Source organism: Allocellulophaga tsushimaensis, from assembly GCF_055383085.1.
The window spans coordinates 3,012,639-3,032,209 of the sequence record NZ_AP039451.1 but is presented as its reverse complement, the minus strand read 5'-3'; the positions used below and the strand labels follow the sequence as shown (position 1 = coordinate 3,032,209).

At 31.3% G+C, this 19,571-nt stretch carries 21 protein-coding genes; 13 read left to right on the top strand and 8 right to left on the bottom strand.

Going from position 1 to position 19,571, the window contains the following annotated elements; genetic code table 11:
- Nucleotides 1-87 precede the first annotated feature (87 nt).
- Both ACZ451_RS13200 and ACZ451_RS13195 read right to left on the bottom strand, forming a co-directional pair.
- Entirely contained in the window at nt 88-513 is a 426-nt protein-coding gene (locus ACZ451_RS13200; RefSeq protein ID WP_464213159.1) for a hypothetical protein, read from the bottom strand.
- A gap of 24 nt (nt 514-537) precedes the next feature.
- Complete coding sequence (locus ACZ451_RS13195; RefSeq protein WP_464213157.1) at nt 538-1,176, bottom strand: TerB family tellurite resistance protein; 639 nt, start codon at nt 1,174-1,176, stop codon at nt 538-540.
- A 120-nt stretch (nt 1,177-1,296) separates the two neighbouring features.
- On the opposite strand from ACZ451_RS13195, the gene pepT reads away from it, so the two are divergent.
- Nucleotides 1,297-2,520, top strand: a complete 1,224-nt coding sequence (pepT, locus tag ACZ451_RS13190) for a peptidase T (RefSeq protein ID WP_464213155.1) — start codon at nt 1,297-1,299, stop codon at nt 2,518-2,520.
- Between the two features lie 98 nt (nt 2,521-2,618).
- Here the strand turns inward: pepT and ACZ451_RS13185 are convergent, their stop codons facing one another.
- From ACZ451_RS13185 to nusB, 4 genes are all read right to left on the bottom strand, one after another.
- Nucleotides 2,619-3,971, bottom strand: a complete 1,353-nt coding sequence (locus ACZ451_RS13185) for a Gfo/Idh/MocA family protein (RefSeq protein WP_464213153.1) — start codon at nt 3,969-3,971, stop codon at nt 2,619-2,621.
- A 95-nt stretch (nt 3,972-4,066) separates the two neighbouring features.
- Nucleotides 4,067-4,360, bottom strand: coding sequence for a preprotein translocase subunit YajC (gene yajC / locus ACZ451_RS13180; protein WP_464213151.1), 294 nt, complete (start codon nt 4,358-4,360; stop codon nt 4,067-4,069).
- Nucleotides 4,361-4,365: 5 nt separating this feature from the next.
- Nucleotides 4,366-4,845 (bottom strand): DUF1573 domain-containing protein, encoded by a 480-nt coding sequence (locus ACZ451_RS13175; RefSeq protein ID WP_464213149.1) that lies wholly within the window; start codon nt 4,843-4,845, stop codon nt 4,366-4,368.
- Nucleotides 4,846-4,885: 40 nt separating this feature from the next.
- On the bottom strand, nt 4,886-5,833 hold the full coding sequence (gene nusB, locus ACZ451_RS13170; protein WP_464213147.1) for a transcription antitermination factor NusB: 948 nt from the start codon (nt 5,831-5,833) through the stop codon (nt 4,886-4,888).
- Between the two features lie 170 nt (nt 5,834-6,003).
- Here nusB and ACZ451_RS13165 point away from each other — a divergent pair, with 170 nt between their 5' ends.
- Both ACZ451_RS13165 and ACZ451_RS13160 read left to right on the top strand, forming a co-directional pair.
- On the top strand, nt 6,004-7,758 hold the full coding sequence (locus ACZ451_RS13165; RefSeq protein ID WP_464213145.1) for an ABC transporter ATP-binding protein: 1,755 nt from the start codon (nt 6,004-6,006) through the stop codon (nt 7,756-7,758).
- Nucleotides 7,759-7,837: 79 nt separating this feature from the next.
- Complete coding sequence (locus ACZ451_RS13160) at nt 7,838-8,212, top strand: PUR family DNA/RNA-binding protein (RefSeq protein WP_464213143.1); 375 nt, start codon at nt 7,838-7,840, stop codon at nt 8,210-8,212.
- A 77-nt stretch (nt 8,213-8,289) separates the two neighbouring features.
- On the opposite strand, the gene recQ is transcribed toward ACZ451_RS13160, so the two are convergent.
- The gene (gene recQ / locus ACZ451_RS13155; RefSeq protein WP_464213141.1) at nt 8,290-10,491 is read right to left on the bottom strand and encodes a DNA helicase RecQ; all 2,202 of its coding nucleotides are present in this window, start codon (nt 10,489-10,491) and stop codon (nt 8,290-8,292) included.
- A gap of 188 nt (nt 10,492-10,679) precedes the next feature.
- Here recQ and ACZ451_RS13150 point away from each other — a divergent pair, with 188 nt between their 5' ends.
- The 4 genes from ACZ451_RS13150 (at nt 10,680) to lptB (ending at nt 13,673) form a co-directional block, all read left to right on the top strand.
- On the top strand, nt 10,680-11,645 hold the full coding sequence (locus ACZ451_RS13150) for a KpsF/GutQ family sugar-phosphate isomerase (RefSeq protein ID WP_464213139.1): 966 nt from the start codon (nt 10,680-10,682) through the stop codon (nt 11,643-11,645).
- Nucleotides 11,645-12,478: a twin-arginine translocase subunit TatC gene (gene tatC / locus ACZ451_RS13145; RefSeq protein WP_464213137.1), complete on the top strand. Its 834-nt coding sequence runs from the start codon at nt 11,645-11,647 to the stop codon at nt 12,476-12,478. Before ACZ451_RS13150 ends, tatC begins: the two co-directional genes overlap by 1 nt.
- A complete protein-coding gene (locus ACZ451_RS13140) occupies nt 12,462-12,812 on the top strand; it encodes a carboxymuconolactone decarboxylase family protein (protein WP_464213135.1) in 351 nt (116 codons plus the stop codon). The genes tatC and ACZ451_RS13140 overlap by 17 nt, the downstream gene beginning before the upstream one ends.
- 123 nt (nt 12,813-12,935) lie before the next feature.
- A complete protein-coding gene (gene lptB / locus ACZ451_RS13135; protein WP_464213133.1) occupies nt 12,936-13,673 on the top strand; it encodes an LPS export ABC transporter ATP-binding protein in 738 nt (245 codons plus the stop codon).
- 1 nt (nt 13,674) lies between these two features.
- On the opposite strand, the gene ACZ451_RS13130 is transcribed toward lptB, so the two are convergent.
- Nucleotides 13,675-14,403 carry a CDP-alcohol phosphatidyltransferase family protein gene (locus tag ACZ451_RS13130; protein WP_464213131.1) on the bottom strand — a complete coding sequence of 243 codons (729 nt, stop codon included), beginning with the start codon at nt 14,401-14,403 and terminating at the stop codon, nt 13,675-13,677.
- 102 nt (nt 14,404-14,505) lie between these two features.
- Between ACZ451_RS13130 and ACZ451_RS13125 the strand changes: the two genes are divergently transcribed.
- From ACZ451_RS13125 to ACZ451_RS13100, 6 genes are all read left to right on the top strand, one after another.
- Nucleotides 14,506-15,684, top strand: coding sequence for a lipoprotein N-acyltransferase Lnb domain-containing protein (locus tag ACZ451_RS13125; protein WP_464213129.1), 1,179 nt, complete (start codon nt 14,506-14,508; stop codon nt 15,682-15,684).
- Nucleotides 15,685-15,844: 160 nt separating this feature from the next.
- Nucleotides 15,845-17,734: an ABC-F family ATP-binding cassette domain-containing protein gene (locus ACZ451_RS13120; RefSeq protein WP_464213127.1), complete on the top strand. Its 1,890-nt coding sequence runs from the start codon at nt 15,845-15,847 to the stop codon at nt 17,732-17,734.
- Between the two features lie 328 nt (nt 17,735-18,062).
- On the top strand, nt 18,063-18,239 hold the full coding sequence (locus tag ACZ451_RS13115; RefSeq protein WP_464213125.1) for a hypothetical protein: 177 nt from the start codon (nt 18,063-18,065) through the stop codon (nt 18,237-18,239).
- A gap of 30 nt (nt 18,240-18,269) precedes the next feature.
- Nucleotides 18,270-18,398, top strand: coding sequence for a hypothetical protein (locus tag ACZ451_RS13110; RefSeq protein WP_464213123.1), 129 nt, complete (start codon nt 18,270-18,272; stop codon nt 18,396-18,398).
- A gap of 187 nt (nt 18,399-18,585) precedes the next feature.
- The gene (locus tag ACZ451_RS13105) at nt 18,586-19,161 is read left to right on the top strand and encodes a cob(I)yrinic acid a,c-diamide adenosyltransferase (RefSeq protein ID WP_464213121.1); all 576 of its coding nucleotides are present in this window, start codon (nt 18,586-18,588) and stop codon (nt 19,159-19,161) included.
- 110 nt (nt 19,162-19,271) lie between these two features.
- The gene (locus tag ACZ451_RS13100) at nt 19,272-19,496 is read left to right on the top strand and encodes a DUF2795 domain-containing protein (RefSeq protein ID WP_010520089.1); all 225 of its coding nucleotides are present in this window, start codon (nt 19,272-19,274) and stop codon (nt 19,494-19,496) included.
- Nucleotides 19,497-19,571: the final 75 nt, after the last annotated feature.

Genomic DNA, 19,571 nt, shown 5'->3' with positions numbered 1-19,571 from the left:
AAGTCATTCACTATACCCAAAATTTATCAACACAGAAATTAACTGTAACAAGCTTCTTTTCCTATTAAATCTCGCTTAAATATGTTATTACTCAGGCGTCTCTGTTTCTAATACAGGTATTGGTGTTCTTTTGGCAGAAGCACATAATGCCACATAGCGTTCATATTGTTTTTCATTAAATAAAGAAAGTAATTTTTGATCATAAATAACAGTGGTTAGAAGCATGCTTTCTTTTAAATCTTCATGCTTTTGCCCTAATATAGTTAACTCTTCTGGTGTTTTTTGTGGATGTGTAGCTAACAGTTCTTCTACCTTCTCTTCTTGTAAGCGTCTTTGAATTGACAACTCATTAACTAATACATCCAATTTTGCTTTTTGCTCGTCATTTAATTGAAAAATTTGAATGATGGTAGCCGTGTCTTTACCTCCAATATCTAGAATACAATCTTGAGCTTTAGTTGAAAAACTAAATAGAACAAGCATCAAAAAAACAAAAACTAATTTCAATTTCATCATAATATTTATCAACAACTCTAATTAAGCTGCATTTTCCGATGTATTTTCATTAAAAAAATCATTTATAATACCTTTTAAATGCGAAGAAGACATTTCCATAGCATCACCCATTTTTGCAATAAGCGCTAATTCTGATTCATCTACATGACCATCTGAAGCGGAAACTGCTAAAGCACATTTAATAATAGTTTCTTTTCCATGCTCATTTAATGATGGACCTACTTTCTTTAAATAGGTTTTTACATCTTCATTTTCTTGTTGTACCTGAACAATATAATTTTCCAATTCTTGCATGCTTATATCATTGTGTCCAAACTTATTAATAATGGCTAATACCGTTTTCTTTTCATTATCATCTATCTCACCATCAGCAAGCATAATTAGCACCATAGAATGCCTTATCGCTTTTTGATAAGTAGCCATAAATTCTTCTTTGTTTGAAGTATTACCTTCTAAAACCCTAGTAATAAAAGTTCCTTTGCAACTACCACATTCTACATATTCTCCTTGACTTCCTAATGGAATAATAGGAATAAAATAAAGTGTAAAAAATTTAGTGACTTTTCTATGCCGATATGCTCTAGATTGTTCGCATTGCGGGCAATTAAAATTTCCTGACTTTATGGTTGACTTTACACCTCTGGTTCCAAATATAATCATATGAATCTTGGTTTAATTTAGGTATTCTTTTTTATAAAACCGTATAATAAGAAAAAAAGTATATTAAATATCTTAATTTTACGCTATCTACAATCGTTTATTTTCAATAAAACCATAAGAATGCAGCATATTATAGATCGATTTTTAAGTTATGTAAAAATTGACACACAAAGTGATGAAAATTCGAATACTACACCTAGTACTGAAAAGCAATGGGATTTAGCAAACAAACTTGTTACTGAATTAAAGGCAATAGGAATGCATGAAGTTTCTATTGACGAGAATGCATATATTATGGCAACATTACCTAGTAATATCAACAAGGAAGGGCCTACTATTGGTTTTATTTCTCATTTTGATACTACGCCTGACTTTTCTGGTACGGATGTAAAACCACAAATTATAGAAAATTATGATGGTAAAGATATTATACTGAATGCAGCACAAAACATTATTTTATCTCCAGCTTATTTTGATGATTTACGCCAATACAAAGGACAAACCCTAATTACTACGGATGGCACCACCTTATTAGGTGCTGATGATAAAGCTGGTATTTGCGAAATTGTAACGGCTATGGAATACCTTATTCAGCATCCGGAAATTAAACATGGAAGAATCCGTGTTGGGTTTACTCCAGATGAAGAAATAGGACGAGGTGCTCATAAGTTTGATGTAGAGAAATTTGGAGCAGATTGGGCCTATACTATGGATGGCAGTCAGATTGGAGAATTGGAGTATGAAAATTTTAACGCAGCTGGTGCTAAAATTTCAATTTCAGGCAAAAGTGTTCACCCAGGTTATGCAAAAGGGAAAATGGTAAATGCTATTAGTCTCGCTCAAGAATTCATGGAATTATTACCCAAAGAAGAAACGCCACAGCATACTGAAGGCAGAGAAGGTTTTTTTCATGTGCATACACTCTCTGGAGCAATAGAAAAGGCAACCATAGAACTTATTATTAGAGATCACGATAAGGTAAAATTTGAAGAACGTAAACAACTTTTACAAACAATTGGTAAAAAATTAAATACACTCCATGGTGATTATGTTTCAGTAGACATCAAAGACCAATATTTTAATATGAAAGAAAAAGTCACCCCCGTTTTTCATATTGTTAAAATAGCCGAAGAAGCCATGTTAGCTCTAGGCATTACGCCCATTATTAAACCAATACGTGGTGGCACGGATGGGTCTCAGCTTAGTTTTATGGGACTACCATGCCCAAATATATTTGCTGGCGGGCATAATTTTCATGGAAAATATGAATATGTTCCTGTAGAAAGTATGCAGCGTGCTGTTGATGTAATCGTAAAAATTTGTGAATTAACGGCTGAGAAATAGCTTGGCTGTTCGCTGTTCGCTAAGAAAAAAAAGCTAAACTTCTAAACACATAAACTCTTGAACTTTTTTTAAACTAGCGAAGCGAATAAACTCAATTATTACATCATAGGCAATTTCCAACCATTATGGTAGTTTGCTTTTGTAAACGCCTCTGCTTCATCTTCTTTAAATCTATTTGCTGTAGCATCCCAGTAAATTCTATTTCCAGTCTTGTATGCCACATTGCCCATATGCGAAACAACAGCGGCATCATAACCCACTTTTATAGGTGCTGTTAAAATAGTATTGTCTCTACTTTTTACCGCTTCAATAAAATTCTTAGTATGCAAATCTAATCCGCTTATTCCTCCATTACCTTGTAAAGCTATACTTTCCATACGTGGAGTTCCTGGTTTTCCCCAACCATTAAAATCATTTTCATGAATTACTTCCCAACCACCTCTATTTAATACTAAGGTACCTTCATTACCAATAAAAGCAATGCCATGAGTTCTTCCATAAGGGCCACCATCTATCCCAGTAGCATGTTCCCATAAAATAGAAAAGTCGTCATATTCATAAACGGTTTGTAGTGTGTCTGGTGTTTCTGCAGCATCATTAGGGTATGCAAATTTTCCTCCTAAAGCCATAACAGATTTTGGAGTATTAGCCTTCATACCATATAAAGCATAATCCATAAGATGTACGCCCCAATCTGTCATTAGTCCCCCCGCATAGTCCCAAAACCATCTAAAATCAAAATGAAATCTGTTTTTATTAAAGGGTCTTTGCTTTGCTGGACCTAACCACATGTTATAGTCTACACCTTGTGGTACCGGACTATTCGGAACTACTGGGACAGAACCCATCCATCCTTGATATGCCCAGACTTTTACCAAGCGTATTTTTCCTAATTTACCAGAATGTACATAATTGATAGCATCAACAAAATGAGGTTGACTCCGTTGCCATTGCCCAATTTGAACCATACGATCACTAGATTGCACATATTTTATCATAATGTCTGCTTCTTGGATAGAATTTGCGATAGGCTTTTCGCAGTACACATCTTTCCCTGCTGTTAAAGCCTCCGTTAATTGTAAACAATGCCAATGATCTGGAGTACCAATAATTACAACATCTATATCTTTATTTTCGAGTAATCTTCTATAATCTCTGTACCATTTTGGTTTCTTAATACCCGCTTTTTCTAATTCTATTGTTTTAGATTGGAGGACATTTTCATCAACATCGCAAAGCGCAATTATACTTACTTCGCTCATTTTCAACATAGAAGTTAAATCTGCAAAACCCATCCCCTTACAACCTATTAAACCAACATTGATACGATCATTAGCACCTACTGTTTTTCGTAGTGTAGCCAATAATTCTATAGGAAATAAAAATGCAGCACTTGTTCCTGCCACTGCTAAAGAGCTCTTTTTAATAAAATTTCTTCTATTGTGGTACATAGTTTTTGTTTTTTGATGGATGAAGATACTTATTTTTAAAAACAAAAAGCTCCAATTTTTAATTGGAGCTTTTAAATATATTATATTATGATGAACTATTTTTTCTCAGCAGGAGGCGCATTTAATTTTTTGCTCATCTCCATAGAAATTGCAGAACGATCAAATTTAATTTTACCTGCCATGGTTTCAATTACACAAGATCCATCATCATTTAAATCCATAATCTTACCGTGCATTCCACTTTTGGTAATTACTTTATAGCCTTTTTTTAAATCAGCTGCAAATTGTTTTTCTTGCTTAGCACGCTTTCTTTGTGGTGCAATCATAAAAAAATAAAAAACGGCGAACATGGCTACAAAAGGAGCCCATGGTGGTAAATTTTCTAACATAATCTTTATTTAGTTTTTAATGGTCCTACACCAGCACCAGCATCTTTAGGAGTAACAAAAGCCTTTATTCTTATTACTTCACTACCCTTAGCTGTATTAGCAGTTACGGTAACATCTTTAGTAACTTGGTTGTTTCCGTTACCATTGAATTTTACCAATAACTCTCCAGTTTCTCCAGGAGCAACTGGCGTTTTTGGATAACTAGGCACAGTACAACCACAACTACTTTTAGCATTTGTTATAATTAAAGGTGCATCTCCAGTGTTTGTAAATTTAAAAATGGTTTCCTGTGGAGTTGATTGTACAATAGTACCAAAATCGTGTTCCGATTTTTCAAAACTCATTACGGGCACTTTTTTAGAAGCTTCATCTCTTTGTTGTGCAACTTCTACATTATCTGAATTAACTTTTGCTGTTGCATTCTCTTTACATGAAGTAAATGTAACAACGCTTGCTAGACTTAAAATAAGAATAATTCTTTTCATGATTTTTATTTAAATTTTATAATTTCAAAAATAACACTATTTATAATAAACCTCTACCAATTTTGTTGAGTTTTCCTGCAATTTTATATTCTTTAACTAACTTATCTAGAATTCCATTAATAAAAGTGCTACTCTTAGGCGTGCTATACTCTTTTGCTAGTTCTAAATATTCGTTTATCGTAACACGCTCTGGTATAGAGGGGAAGTTTAACAACTCTGCAATAGCCATTTTCAGTAAAATAGCATCTATATCTGCAATTCTATCTTTATCCCAATTAGGTGTTTTTCCTTCTATTTCTTTTACTAAATCATCATTTTTAAGCAATGTTTTTACTAATAATTGTTCAGCAAAATCTAAATCTTCATCATCTCTAACTAAATCTGGTAAAAAATAAGAGTCCGCACTATTTTCTTTTGTCTTCTTTAATAATTTTAACAAAGCTGTATTAATAATAGGAATATCATCTACCCAAGTCAGCTGATCATCCTCAAAATAGTCATAGATCTTATCATTGGGCGCTATAATATTTTTGAAAATAGCAACAATTAATGCTTTATCTTCTTCAAAAGAGGTGTTAGCTGAAGACATGTAAGTTTTATAGGCATCACTTGCTATAATTTCCTTATATAATATTTTTACATATTCACCATTTAAATACCAATTTTTAAGTTTCCTCTTTTCTAACTCATTTTTTAAAACAGTATTATGAACAATCATTTGTAAAAGAGTATTATTTACAAATTTATTGGGATTAGTAATTTTATCTGTTGCATCAGAAAGGTATTTTTTAGAAGATAATTTTACTTGTTCTTCTGCCATTGCATGGATTTCTCTTATAAGACTTACCATCAACAGGTATAGTACCTGCATATTATTTATGCTTAATCTTAAAAATTTTTGTTGTTTCTCTAAGGAATCGTCTTTAGAATGGGTTAATGCATAGATACATTGCATTACTTTTACTCGGATATGCCTTCTTGTGAGCATTAAAAAGAACTTTTAAAAGATTAAACTTAAGAGCACAAAAATAATATTATATTTTTAATAACACTGCACCATTATAGCATTAAATCTTAGGGGTTTTATAACATTTGTTTGCATTGTAATGTTCTATATTTGCACAACTTTTTAAAGATTAATATTAGCTTAAAATTTGTATGAAGGAATTAAAATATATTAATAAATACTTTAAAAAATATGGTTTTAAACTATTTATAGGTTTATTAATAACTGTTACTGCACGTATTTTTTCTTTAGTAATGCCTTCATACGTAAAAAAATCTATTACGGTTGTAGAGGATAAATTTAATGGCACTATTACCAGTGAGTTTGCACAATCTGAACTTACTTATTACATCCTAATTATTTTAGGGACTACTTTATTATCTGCCTTTTTTACTTTTTTAATGAGGCAAACCATCATTAATGTATCCAGATATATTGAGTACGATTTAAAAAATGAAGTTTTTGATCACTACCAATTACTTAGCCTAAATTTTTATAAAAAAAATAGAACTGGAGATTTAATGACGCGGATTAGCGAAGATGTTGGTAGTATCCGGATGTACGGTGGCCCTGCCATTATGTATGGTATGAATACTATTACGCTTTTTGCTTGTATAATTCCATTAATGTTTATTACAGCTCCTACCTTGGCACTTTATACACTAATTCCCTTACCTATTTTATCTGTTTTGATCTATAAAATTAGTAAAGTAATACATAAGCGTAGTACGGCAGTACAAGAATATTTATCTCGATTATCAACATTTACACAAGAATCTTTTTCTGGAATTTCGGTAATTAAAGCCTATGGATTAGAAGCTAGAACCAATACTGAATTAACAGAATTAGCTTTAGAAGGGAAAGAAAAAAGTATGGATTTAGCCAAAATAAATGCTTGGTTTTTTCCACTTATGATCCTGTTAATTGGGATTAGCAATATTTTTGTAATTTATATTGGCGGCAAACAATATATTAGCGGGGAGATTGCCTCTATTGGAGTTATTGCTGAGTTTATCATATATGTAAATATGTTAACTTGGCCTGTAGCTATTGTAGGTTGGTTAACTTCAATTATCCAAAGAGCTGAAGCTTCTCAAAAACGTATTAATGAGTTTTTGAATGTGCTTCCCGAAATAAAAAATGAAAATACCGAGGACACAAAAATTGATGGTAAAATTGAGTTTAGAAACGTTACATTTACATATGAAGACACTAATATTACAGCTTTAAAAAATTTATCGTTCACTATAGAAAAAGGAGAAACTGTAGCCTTTATTGGTAAAACTGGATGTGGAAAATCTACGATTTTAGATCTTATTGCACGTTTATATGATGTTTCTTCAGGCGAAATTTTAATTGATGATATTCCAATTAAAAAATTAAACCTAAACAATGTTAGAAATTCGGTAGGAGCTGTTCCTCAAGATTCCTTCTTATTTTCTGATACTATAAAAAACAATATAAAGTTTGGAAAAGAGAATGCCACTGATGAAGAAATTATTACTATTGCTAAAAAAGCAAAAGTTCATGAAAATATCATGGGCTTTACAGAAAAATACAATACCATATTAGGAGAACGTGGTATTACCTTAAGTGGTGGTCAGAAACAAAGAGTTTCTATAGCTAGAGCCTTAATTAAAGATCCACAGATTTACCTTTTTGATGATAGCCTTTCTGCTGTGGATACAGAAACAGAAGAAGAAATTTTAACGAATTTAAAAAGTATCTCTAAAAATAAAACAACCATCATTGTAAGTCATCGTATTTCTACAGCCAAAAATGCAGATAAAACGATTGTTTTACAAGATGGAGAAATTTTACAAAATGGAGCTCATAATGAGCTTATTGAATTAGATGGGTACTATAAGCAACTCTATGAGGATCAATTACTTGAGAAAGAAAACTAAAAAAAGGTTGGCAGATTAGGTTTTTTTTTTCACTTTTGATAAGCAAACACTTAAATATTAATACTAATATAGATTGAATATGGGGGATAAAGATTCAATGGATCAAGAAGATATTTACTCAAAAGTTTTAAGAGCAGGAAGAAGAACTTATTTTTTTGATGTAAGAAGTACAAAGGCTGGAGATTATTATTTAACAATAACAGAAAGCAAAAAATTTACACATGATGATGGATCTTTCCATTACAAAAAACATAAAATTTATCTTTACAAGGAGGATTTTGCTGCTTTTAAAGAAAATGTTGATGAAATGATGAACTATATCATTGATGAAAAAGGTCATGAAGTGATTTCTGAACGCCATCAAAGAGATTATAAGAAAGAAGAAAACAACATACAAGAAGTAACTACAAAAGAAACGGGTAGTTTTACTGATGTTGATTTTGATGACATTTAAAAAATATTTTTAATAGACATAAAAAACGACTCTTAAATAAGAGTCGTTTTTTTATTTTAAATTATTGTAATCAGAATTTAATTAGCAACTTCACTTATAAATTTAAGGCGGTATAAACGTAATTCTTCATCTTCATAATCGTCATCAAACTCATTAATTGCTTCTTCTATACTATCTGTTTCTGCTTCTAAGAAATATTCATGGATTTCTTCTTGCTGATCTTCGTCTAAAATTTCATCAATCCAATAATTAATATTAAGCTTTGTACCACTATAAACTATTAATTCCATTTCTTTAATAAGTTCTGGAAGCTCTAAACCTTTAGCAGAAGCAATATCATCTAAGGGTAACTTTCTATCTACATTCTGAATTATATAGAGTTTTAAGGCAGAATTTGCACCTGTACTTTTTACCACTAAATCATCTGGTCGCAAAATATCATTCTCTTCTACATAGCTTTTAATAAAATCTACAAAAGGTTTTCCATACTTTTTAGCCTTTCCCTCACCTACTCCATGAATATTAACTAATTCTACTGTAGAAATAGGATATTTTAAGGCCATATCATTAAGAGAAGGATCTTGGAAAACTACAAAAGGTGGTACTCCTAATTTATCGGCTTCTCTTTTTCTTAAGCTTTTTAGCACTTTAAGTAATTTTGCATCAGCAACACCACCTGCGTTTTTAGAAGCGCTTACGATAGCATCATCTGCTTCTTGGCTGTACACATGATCTTTTGTCATCATAAAAGAAACTGGCTTTTCTAAATAATCATGACCTTTAGGAGTTACATGCAGAATACCATACTGTTCTATTTCTTTTCTAAGATATCCGGCTACTAAACCTTGACGTACAAGTGCCATCCAATGTCCTTTATCTTTATCTTTTCCGATACCAAAAAATGGTTTTGTATCTGTTTTATGAGAAGCTATTAAAGCATTTACTTTACCCGTTAAGGTTAGTACAATTTCTTTAGATTTAAATTTCTCCATAGTACCTTTAACTACTTGGATTAATTTTACCAAATCTTCTTTTGCTTCTACTTTTTCTTTAGGATTTCTTGTATTATCGTCCATTAGAGCCCCATCACCATTCACCTCGTCGTAAGATTCTCCAAAGTAATGAAGAATAAATTTCCTTCTAGACATAGATGTTTCTGCATAAGCAACCATCTCCTGTAATAATGCATTACCAATTTCTTGTTCAGCAACTGGTTTACCTGACATAAATTTTTCGAGTTTCTCTATGTCTTTATAGGAGTAAAACGCTAAACAGTGTCCTTCTCCACCATCTCTACCAGCTCTACCAGTTTCTTGATAATAGCTTTCAATACTTTTAGGAATATCATTATGTATTACAAAACGTACATCTGGCTTATCTATACCCATACCAAATGCAATTGTGGCAACAACTACATCAACATCTTCCATCAAAAACATGTCTTGATATTTAGATCTTGTTTTGGTATCAAAACCTGCATGATATGGAACGGCTGAAACACCGTTGACTTGAAGAACCTGAGCTAGTTCTTCTACTCTTTTTCTACTGAGGCAATAAATAATACCCGATTTCCCAGAATTCTGTTTTACAAAACGGATAATGTCAGATTCTATATTTTGTGTTTTAGGGCGTACTTCGTAGTACAAATTGGGTCTATTAAATGACGCTTTAAAGAGGTTTGCATCAGAGATTCCCAAGTTTTTAATAATATCTTCTTGTACTTTTGGAGTAGCAGTTGCTGTAAGCCCAACAATAGGAATACTAACATCTAATCTACCAATAATAGCTTTAAGGTTTCTATATTCAGGTCTAAAATCATGACCCCACTCAGAAATACAATGTGCTTCATCTACGGCAACAAAAGATATTTTAACAGATTGTAAAAATGCTACATACTCATCTTTAGTTAAAGATTCTGGAGCTACATATAAAAGTTTAGTGATGCCGCTAGTAATATCACTCTTAACCTGTTTTATTTCTGTTTTAGTTAATGATGAGTTTAAAACATGTGCTACACCGTCTTCTGAAGAAATACCTCTTATAGCATCTACTTGGTTTTTCATTAAAGCGATTAAAGGAGATACTACTATAGCTGTACCCTCTTGCATTAATGCTGGTAATTGATAACAAAGTGATTTTCCTCCACCTGTGGGCATCACTACAAAACTATTTTTCCCTTCAAGAATACTTTTTATAACACCTTCTTGGAGTCCTTTAAATTTTGAGAATCCAAAATATTTTTTTAACGATGCATGCAAGTCCATCTCCTTCAAACTCATAATTTTATTTACCTATTGTCAATTTTAAACCTCTAAATTTAAACCTTTTTTAACACTTGTCAAGAATTCTAAAAACTAAGCGCAGTAATTTACATAACTCATCACATATAACGTATAGTTTATGTAATTTTGTAACAACAATATAATACATTCTTTTAGGAATATCATCAGTAAATGAAATTATTAGTTTGAAAAAAGCAACCGACATCTTAAAAATTGCAAGAAATACTATTGAAAATGAAGCTATTGCTATTAAAAATTTAACGCAATTTTTAAATGATCATTTTACAAATGCAGTAGAACATATACTTGCTTCTAAAGGCAGAGTTGTAATTACTGGGATTGGTAAAAGTGCACTGATAGCCAACAAAATTGTTGCTACACTAAATTCTACTGGTACTCCAGCCATTTTTATGCATGCAGCTGATGCTATCCATGGTGATTTAGGGACGATACAAGCAGATGATACTGTAATTTGTATTTCTAAAAGCGGTAATACCGCAGAAATAAAAATGCTACTCCCATTACTGAAAAAAGGAGGTAATACGCTTATCGCAATTACTGGAAACGAAAATTCTGCATTGGGGAAACAAGCAAATTATATTTTAAATAGTTATGTAGAAAAAGAGGCTTGCCCAAATAATTTAGCGCCAACAACCAGTACAACAGCCCAATTAGTACTTGGTGATGCGTTGGCTATAAGCCTATTAAAGCTCAGAAATTTTGGAAGCAAAGATTTTGCCAAATATCACCCAGGGGGTGCGTTAGGCAAACGGCTATATTTGACTGTTTCGGACATCTGTGAAAATAATTCTAAACCTTTAGTAACTATTACCACGCCGGTAAAAAAAGTAATTGTAGAAATTTCTCAAAGTATGTTGGGGGTGACTGCTGTTACCGAAAATAATAAATTGGTAGGCATTATAACGGATGGTGATATTCGTAGAATGCTAAACAAACATGATAATATTAAAAACCTAACCGCAAAAGATATTATGAGTCATGCGCCAAAAACAGTTGCTGTTGATGTATTAGCGGTTAAAGCTTTAGAATTAATGCAAGTAAATGGCATTTCGCAACTGCTTGCTGTAGAGGGTGAAAAATATAAGGGTGTAGTACATTTGCATAATTTAATAAATGAAGGTATAGTATAATGGCAAAGAAAATTAGTACTGCTGAGATGTCTTTTTTAGATCATTTAGAAGAATTAAGATGGCATTTAATTAGATCAACTTTAGCTGTTATTATTGTTGCTTGTGTAGCCTTTATAATGAAGGAGTTTATTTTTGAGACGGTCATATTTGGTCCTAAAAAAATGAATTTCCCAACATATAGATTCTTCTGTAATATTGCTACTTTTTTTGGTTTCGATTCTGATTTTTGTGCAGATGCACTACCATTCACTATTCAGAATAGAACCATGGCCGGGCAATTTTCTGCACATATATGGACATCTATTTGGGCTGGTTTTATAGTAGGCTTCCCATACATATTATATGAAATGTGGAAATTTATTAGCCCTGGTTTATATGAGAATGAGCGTAAAAACTCCAAAGGTTTTATTTTTATAGCTTCATTTTTATTTTTCTTAGGAGTGATATTTGGATATTATATTGTTGCTCCTTTTTCTATTAACTTTTTAGGTACCTATTCAGTAGCTGAAGAAATACAAAATCAAATAGATATTAGTTCTTTTATTGCTACGGTAAGGTCATCTGTTATTGCCTGTGGACTCATTTTTGAATTGCCTATCATTATTTATTTTTTAACTAAAGTAGGCCTAGTTTCCCCAGAAATATTAAGAAAATATCGTAAAATAGCAATCGTTGTTGTACTGATCCTTTCAGCCATTATTACGCCACCAGATGTAGTGAGTCAGATTGTAGTAGCTGTACCAGTTTTAGGTTTATATCAAATTAGTATTTATATATCAAAAGTTGTTTTAAAACGGCAAGAAAAAAAAGAAAAGCATGTCAAATCCAATTGAAGAATTTAATGCATATCGTTCTAAAATGAATGATAAGATCCTTTCTGATAACAATAAAGTCATTAAAAGAATTTTTAATTTAGATACCAATGCATATGCAGCTGGTGCTTTAGATGTAAAAACAAAAGAATTATTAGGTTTAGTAGCTTCTGCTGTTTTGCGTTGTGATGATTGTGTAAAATATCATTTAGAAAGTTCTTATAATGAAGGTGCTAGCAAAGAAGAGGTTATGGAAACCTTAAGTATTGCTACCTTAGTTGGTGGTTCTATTGTAATTCCACATTTACGAAGAGCCTATGAATATTGGGAAGCCTTAGAAACACAAGAAGGTTAAAAAATATATAATTGCTACTGACTACGTATTTTTTACATTAGTTTTGAGCATTAAACAGGAATTGCAATTGATAGTAGTTTTAAAAACATTTTCAACTAATCATCAAAACAATTAAGTAGTAGTATGAAGTTAAGTGCAGACAATATTATGAAGTCCTATAGAGGACGGCAAGTAGTTAAAGGAATTTCTTTAGAAGTAAACCAAGGAGAAATAGTTGGACTTCTAGGACCTAATGGTGCAGGAAAAACAACTTCTTTTTACATGATTGTTGGTCTCGTAAAACCTAATGGCGGTAATATTTACTTAGATAATATGAATATTACTAAATTTCCGATGTACAAAAGAGCACAAAACGGAATTGGATATTTAGCACAAGAGGCTTCTGTTTTTAGAAAATTAAGTATTGAAAAAAACATATTAAGTGTACTACAACTTACGAACCTGAGTAAGAAAGAGCAAGAAATGAAAATGGAATCGCTCATTGAAGAATTTAGCTTAGGTCATATTCGTAAAAACCGTGGTGATTTATTGTCTGGTGGTGAACGTAGACGTACCGAAATTGCACGTGCATTAGCAACAGATCCAAAATTTATTTTATTAGATGAGCCTTTTGCTGGTGTAGATCCTGTTGCTGTAGAAGATATACAACGTATTGTTGCGCAATTAAAAGACAAAAATATTGGTATCTTAATTACAGATCATAATGTACAAGAAACACTTGCCATTACAGAACGTTCGTATTTAATGTTTGAAGGGGGCATCCTAAAATCAGGAGAACCAGAAGAACTTGCTGCTGATGAAATGGTGCGTAAAGTGTATTTAGGACAGAATTTTGAGCTGCGTAAAAAGAAATTGTTTTAGGCTAATCAGCTGTACTTTTCCAAAATAAAGAAACCAGTATATAAAATAAAATAATTATAGGTATTGCTAAAAATTGTAAAGTTATGAGCAGTACTAAACTTATTATCAAAAAAATATAACGCAGCCCATTCTCTTTAAACCCCCAGTTTTTAAACTTTAAAGCAAAAAGCGCCAATTTTGCGTTTAACAGATAAGCACTTAATAGCGTGATTACTAATAAAAACCATTTGTTTAGAATAATACTATTTAAATAATCATTATTTTGATATAGTAGAATTAAGGGTAAAGAAATAACGAGCAGGGCATTAGCAGGTGTTGGAAGACCAATAAAAGATGAAGTTTGGTTTTCATCTATATTAAATTTTGCCAAACGATAGGCTGAAGCCATTGTAATTAAAAACCCCAGAAAAGGCATTAATTGTATATCCGCTAAAGCAAAAGAAGTTTCCATATTCCAATCACTAGAAATAGACATCCCTAATAACTTAAACATTACAATTCCTGGTACTAAACCGCTTGTAATCATATCTGCTAAAGAATCTAATTGTAAGCCTAATTCACTTTTAACATCTAAAGCCCTGGATGCTAAACCATCAAAAAAATCGAAAAATATTCCTAAAAATACAAATAGCGCTACAAGTTGAAATTCCCCTATTACAGCAAATAAAGTAGCAATACACCCACAAAGTACATTTAATAATGTTATAAAATTGGGAATATACTTTTTCATGAAGATTGGTTTTCGTAAAAATAGTATAAAATTCTGTTTCGCTTATTTAGTACAGCAAATTATTCAGATATTTGTTTTTTAAGACTAAAAAGTGAAGTTACAATGCAATTAAAAAAAATAATTCTTTTTCTTTTTTTACTTAGTACAACAATTGGTTTTTCACAACTTCCAGAATTATCTACCTCATCTAAAGTAAGCTTACTAACAGTAGGCACTGCTGATGAATTACATTCTAAATTTGGTCATACTGCTATACGAATTCAAGATCCTGAATTAAGGATAGATGTTGTTTATAATTACGGACATTTTGATTTTAACACTCCCAATTTCTATTTAAAATTTACGCAAGGAAAATTACTATACCAATTGGCAAGGCATTCTTTTAAAAATTTTATGTACACCTACGAAATTGAAAACAGATGGGTAAAAGAACAACTATTACAAATCAATCAAGCAGAACGCAACCAATTATTTAAGTTCTTAGAAGATAATCACTTGCCCGAAAACAGATATTACAAATATGATTTTTTATTTGATAACTGTGCTACTAAAATTCCTATAGTCTTTTCAACTGTTTTTGGTGATCATATTAGCTATAATTATGATCATTTGGTAAAAGAAAATACTTTTAGGCAATTGATTCATGAAAATCTAGATACCAACTCTTGGTCTAATTTTGGAATAGACCTTGCCTTAGGATCTGTAATCGATAGAAAAGCGACCAAAAAAGAACATCTGTTTTTACCGCTATATGTTTTTGAGCAAATGTCAAATACCTATATGAATGGAAAAGCAATAACAACAGAAAGTACTCTTCTACTAGAAGAAACACCTACAGAAAAAAATAGTTCTTTTTTCCTTTCCCCATTATTTTGCTTATCTGTATTATTGATTCTTACTGTTTTTGTTAGCTACCGTGATCATAAAAATAAAACAAGAAATAGGGCTTTAGATTTCTTTTTATTCTTTGCGACTGGTATTGCTGGTATTTTAGTTCTTTTTTTATGGTTTGGTACTGACCATAAAGCTACTGTAGAAAACTTTAATTTTTTATGGGTTTTTCCTTTAAACCTTGTTTTTGCATTTTTTACGCTCCAAAAAAGTAATTTACCCCGTTGGTCTAGAAAGTATATATTATTTCTTTTAAGCTTACTTATAGTTACTACTGTAGTATGGATCTTTAAAATTCAAATATTCTCCCCTTTAATTATCATTATAATGCTAGCATTAGCCATCAGATATGTATTTTTACAGTCTTGGTTAAAAAAGCAATCCTTTTAAATAAAATAAGATTTAAAATATGTTAGGTTAAAGCCAGTATAAGTTTATATTAATTACAAATCATTTATAGTTCTTAACTGTACAGAAACATATATTAATTCTCTTTTATAAATAGTTTTGATGGCTAAATAAACCTTTTATTTAATTCATAATCACGCAAATGAACCTACTGTCTGTAGAAAATATAGCCAAAGCATATGGCGAGCATGTCCTTTTTGATAATATTTCTTTTGGGATTAATAAAGATCAAAAAATTGCTTTTATTGCAAAAAATGGAAGTGGAAAAACGTCTATTTTAAATATCTTATCTGGTTTAGATACTCCAGATGCTGGTAAAGTAAATTATAGAAAAGGTATACGTGTTTCGTTTTTAGCGCAAGAACCAAATTTAGATCCTACCTTAACTATAGAACAAACTATTTTTGCTTCAGATAATGAGGTTTTAAAAGTAATTAGAGCGTATGAAAAAGCACTAGAAAACCCAGAAGACCAAGACGCATACCAAGCTGCTTTTGAAGCTATGGAACGCTTTTCTGCTTGGGATTTTGAAAGTCAGTACAAACAGATCCTTTCTAAATTAAATTTAGATGATGTTTCTTTAAAAGTAAATGTTCTATCTGGTGGGCAAAAAAAACGGATTGCACTTGCCAATGCGCTCATCAATAAGCCAGATTTACTGATTTTAGATGAGCCTACAAACCATTTAGATTTAGAGATGATCGAGTGGTTGGAGCAATACTTTGCTAAAGAAAACATTACGCTTTTTATGGTAACACATGACCGTTATTTTTTAGAGCGTGTATGCAATGAAATTATAGAATTAGACGAAGGCATTTTACATCCATACAAGGGTAATTATTCCTATTATTTAGAGAAAAAGGAAGCCAGAATAGAACAAGAAAACACAGAACAACATAAATCTAAACTATTATTTAAAAAGGAATTAAATTGGATGCGAAAGCAACCAAAAGCACGAACCACAAAATCTAAATCTAGAATTGATGATTTCTATCATATAAAAGAGAAAGCTAGTAAACGTAGAAAAGATCACGAAGTACAATTAGAGATTAATATGGAACGTATGGGAAGTAAAATTCTTGAACTTCATAAAATTTCTAAGTCATACCCTGGCAAACCTATTTTAGACAAATTTGAGTATAATTTTTTACGAGGAGAACGCATTGGGATTATTGGAAAAAACGGTGCTGGAAAATCTACTTTTTTAAATATCATTACAGGGACAGAAAAACCAGACAGTGGTAAAGTAATTGTTGGGGAAACTATAAAGTTTGGGTATTATACTCAAAAAGGAATCAATATAAAAGAAGGGCAAAAAGTAATTGATGTTATTCGAGAATTTGGTGATTATATTCCGTTACAAAAAGGGCGGCAAATTTCAGCGCAACAACTTTTAGAGCGTTTTCTTTTTGATCGTAAAAAACAATACGATTTTGTAGAAAAACTGAGCGGTGGTGAACGCAAACGCCTGTATCTATGTACCGTTCTTATACAAAATCCAAATTTTTTAATCTTAGATGAACCTACAAACGATTTAGATATTGTTACCCTTAATGTTTTAGAAAGTTTTTTAATGGATTTTCCAGGCTGTCTTTTAGTTGTTTCGCATGATAGGTATTTTATGGATAAAATTGTAGACCACTTATTTGTTTTTAGAGGTAATACCGAAGTAGAAGATTTTCCAGGAAATTACTCAGATTTTAGAGCTTATGAAGACAGTGTTGTGATAGAAAATAGAGCTGCTAAAAAAGAGAAAACACAAGATAACGTAGTACCTTCAGAAAAAGGTTCATGGAAAAATGAAGGGAAAGCTAAAAAACTATCTTTTAACGAACAGAAAGAATATAATCGTATCGAAAAAGATATTCAGAAATTAGAGGCTAGTAAAATTGAGACGCAAGAAAAATTCATGGATGGTACGCTTACAGGTGATGAAATTGCAGCACTTTCAAAAGAATTAAAGCAAATAGAAAATGATATAGAAATCAAAACAGAGCGTTGGTTTGAACTTTCTGCAATGATGGAAGAGTAATTTTAATATAGTGCCCAACCTAACAAAATATATAAAATTCTTATTCAACTCCACCAACCAACATGGTGTACATTCTCCTTTTGTATATGCATTTGTAACCAAATGCTTGTACTCTGGCAAAAAAAAGCATTCAAAAAAAAACTTAAATACCTTTTTTAAAAGCATCGCATACTTTAAGGTTTCAAATCTTAATCTAGCTTCAGACAATAAAAAGTTAAAAAAAGAAATCTTAATTCATTTTCCATCAATTAAAATTGATTCCAAATCATCTAATTATATGTATTTGGATATTTTAAAAGATAAAAGTTATTTTCTAAAAATATTAGAAATGGCACCTATACATAATGAGAGTATTGTATTCATCGATAATCTTAACCAAAAACAGGAAATTTGGAAAGAAATTATTCAAATAAAATACATTACTGTTAGCATAGATATGTACTATTGCGGAATGCTCTTTTTTAGAAAAGAACAAGCAAAAGAACATTTTATAATTCGGATATAAACTAGTAATTTTAAGCATAAAATAAATGATATGGGAGATTATGCACTATACATCATTGCAGGAGTTTTATTAGCCATTTTTATTTTTAATATAGGTGCTACTAAAAAACGAAACGCAAAGCGAAAAGAACGTAAGTTTATGGATAGGGATAAGAGATAATGAGTTATGGGTTATGGGATATGGGTTAAAGTTATCTATGCAAAACTATTCAACATATAAACCCTTAAACTTTTTTATAAAATCACAAACTGCGAGGCAATACGCTTATAAACTTCTTATGAATTGCCATCCAAAATATTTTTCAATTAAATAGCGTATCTCAGTATACATAAAACATTTAGAGTACATGAAAATATATACCAAAACAGGAGATAAAGGAACTACAGCACTTTTTGGAGGCACCAGAGTAGCAAAACATCATATTAGAATAGATAGTTACGGCACAGTAGATGAGCTTAATTCTTGGATTGGACTTATCCGCGACCAAGAAATAGACTTGCATTCTAAAAAAATATTGTCTAGAATACAAGATAGGCTTTTTACTGTAGGTGCTGTATTAGCTACAGCTCCAGAAAAATTACTCCTAAAAAATGGTAAAGAACGTTTAAATATTCCTAAAATAAGTAATGAAGACATTCTACTCTTAGAAACAGAAATGGATGCTATGGATGCTAATTTACCTCCTATGACACACTTTATACTACCAGGTGGGCACACCACCGTGTCATACTGTCATATTACCCGTACAGTATGCCGTAGAGCGGAGCGTTTAGCATCTCTTTTAAATGAAAACGAACCTTTTGATGCTAATGTTCTTGTTTACATTAATAGATTATCTGATTATATTTTTGTGTTGGCACGGAAATTGTCAATAGATTTAGGAGCGGATGAAGTAAAATGGATTCCTGAAAAAGAGAAATAAATTCGTTATTTATTCGTTATCAAAATATTAACGCAAAAATATAGCCAAATAAACTTGGCTATTTCGATTAAAAAATTATTTTTGCAAAAAATTAAAATAATACGAATAGCATGTATTGGACTTTAGAATTAGCATCTTATTTAAGTGATGCACCCTGGCCAGCAAGTAAAGATGAATTAATAGATTACGCAATTAGAACTGGTGCCCCTTTAGAGGTTGTTGAGAATTTACAATCTATGGAAGAAGAAGGTGGAGAGATTTATGAATCTATTGAAGAAATTTGGCCAGATTACCCAACAGAAGAAGACTACCTCTGGAATGAGGATGAATATTAAATAGTAGTATAATAACAATATAAAAGTCTCATCTGAGGCTTTTTTTTTACTTAATTTTGGTATTCACTGTTAGTA

Excerpts from the sequence above, each read along its gene's own strand:
- ACZ451_RS13200 (WP_464213159.1), bottom strand. The coding sequence starts at position 513 with ATGAAATTGAAATTAGTTTTTGTTTTTTTGATGCTTGTTCTATTTAGT.
- ACZ451_RS13195 (WP_464213157.1), bottom strand. The coding sequence starts at position 1,176 with ATGATTATATTTGGAACCAGAGGTGTAAAGTCAACCATAAAGTCAGGA.
- pepT (WP_464213155.1), top strand. The coding sequence starts at position 1,297 with ATGCAGCATATTATAGATCGATTTTTAAGTTATGTAAAAATTGACACA.
- ACZ451_RS13185 (WP_464213153.1), bottom strand. The coding sequence starts at position 3,971 with ATGTACCACAATAGAAGAAATTTTATTAAAAAGAGCTCTTTAGCAGTG.
- yajC (WP_464213151.1), bottom strand. The coding sequence starts at position 4,360 with ATGTTAGAAAATTTACCACCATGGGCTCCTTTTGTAGCCATGTTCGCC.
- ACZ451_RS13175 (WP_464213149.1), bottom strand. The coding sequence starts at position 4,845 with ATGAAAAGAATTATTCTTATTTTAAGTCTAGCAAGCGTTGTTACATTT.
- nusB (WP_464213147.1), bottom strand. The coding sequence starts at position 5,833 with ATGCTCACAAGAAGGCATATCCGAGTAAAAGTAATGCAATGTATCTAT.
- ACZ451_RS13165 (WP_464213145.1), top strand. The coding sequence starts at position 6,004 with ATGAAGGAATTAAAATATATTAATAAATACTTTAAAAAATATGGTTTT.
- ACZ451_RS13160 (WP_464213143.1), top strand. The coding sequence starts at position 7,838 with ATGGGGGATAAAGATTCAATGGATCAAGAAGATATTTACTCAAAAGTT.
- recQ (WP_464213141.1), bottom strand. The coding sequence starts at position 10,491 with ATGAGTTTGAAGGAGATGGACTTGCATGCATCGTTAAAAAAATATTTT.
- tatC (WP_464213137.1), top strand. The coding sequence starts at position 11,645 with ATGGCAAAGAAAATTAGTACTGCTGAGATGTCTTTTTTAGATCATTTA.
- ACZ451_RS13140 (WP_464213135.1), top strand. The coding sequence starts at position 12,462 with ATGTCAAATCCAATTGAAGAATTTAATGCATATCGTTCTAAAATGAAT.
- lptB (WP_464213133.1), top strand. The coding sequence starts at position 12,936 with ATGAAGTTAAGTGCAGACAATATTATGAAGTCCTATAGAGGACGGCAA.
- ACZ451_RS13130 (WP_464213131.1), bottom strand. The coding sequence starts at position 14,403 with ATGAAAAAGTATATTCCCAATTTTATAACATTATTAAATGTACTTTGT.
- ACZ451_RS13125 (WP_464213129.1), top strand. The coding sequence starts at position 14,506 with ATGCAATTAAAAAAAATAATTCTTTTTCTTTTTTTACTTAGTACAACA.
- ACZ451_RS13120 (WP_464213127.1), top strand. The coding sequence starts at position 15,845 with ATGAACCTACTGTCTGTAGAAAATATAGCCAAAGCATATGGCGAGCAT.
- ACZ451_RS13115 (WP_464213125.1), top strand. The coding sequence starts at position 18,063 with ATGGCACCTATACATAATGAGAGTATTGTATTCATCGATAATCTTAAC.
- ACZ451_RS13110 (WP_464213123.1), top strand. The coding sequence starts at position 18,270 with ATGGGAGATTATGCACTATACATCATTGCAGGAGTTTTATTAGCCATT.
- ACZ451_RS13105 (WP_464213121.1), top strand. The coding sequence starts at position 18,586 with ATGAAAATATATACCAAAACAGGAGATAAAGGAACTACAGCACTTTTT.
- ACZ451_RS13100 (WP_010520089.1), top strand. The coding sequence starts at position 19,272 with ATGTATTGGACTTTAGAATTAGCATCTTATTTAAGTGATGCACCCTGG.